At 59.8% G+C, this 296-nt stretch carries 1 protein-coding gene; it reads left to right on the top strand.

Going from position 1 to position 296, the window contains the following annotated elements:
* Positions 1–296 (top strand): hypothetical protein (locus AC0L3B_RS39225; RefSeq protein WP_473383128.1); only part of this gene is annotated, 296 nt, incomplete at both ends.

The raw sequence follows: 296 nt of genomic DNA, 5'->3' as shown, positions 1-296 counted from the left end.
GAAGTGCTCTGGCTGGCACTGGAATGGGATTGGTTGCTGCTGACTGAAAAATCCAGGCTTGACGACCTGCTTGTCGCGTACCAGGACTGGTTCGCCCGCAACCAGGGCAATCCCGACACCTGGGGCTTGGCCACCAAACTGGAGATGCGCCATCAGCACACCGGGAATGTGACCCTGGGCATCCATTATGTTGATCGGGACGGAGGGCTGGCGGACCAGGCACCCTTCGAAGATTTCGTCGCAAACATGCTCGGTGCCATCGGCCTGCCTGCGACCGAATGCCTGGTGCCGTTTCA

Source organism: Bradyrhizobium sp. Kon56 (assembly GCF_055807635.1).
This window is presented reverse-complemented; position numbering and strand designations above follow the sequence as displayed.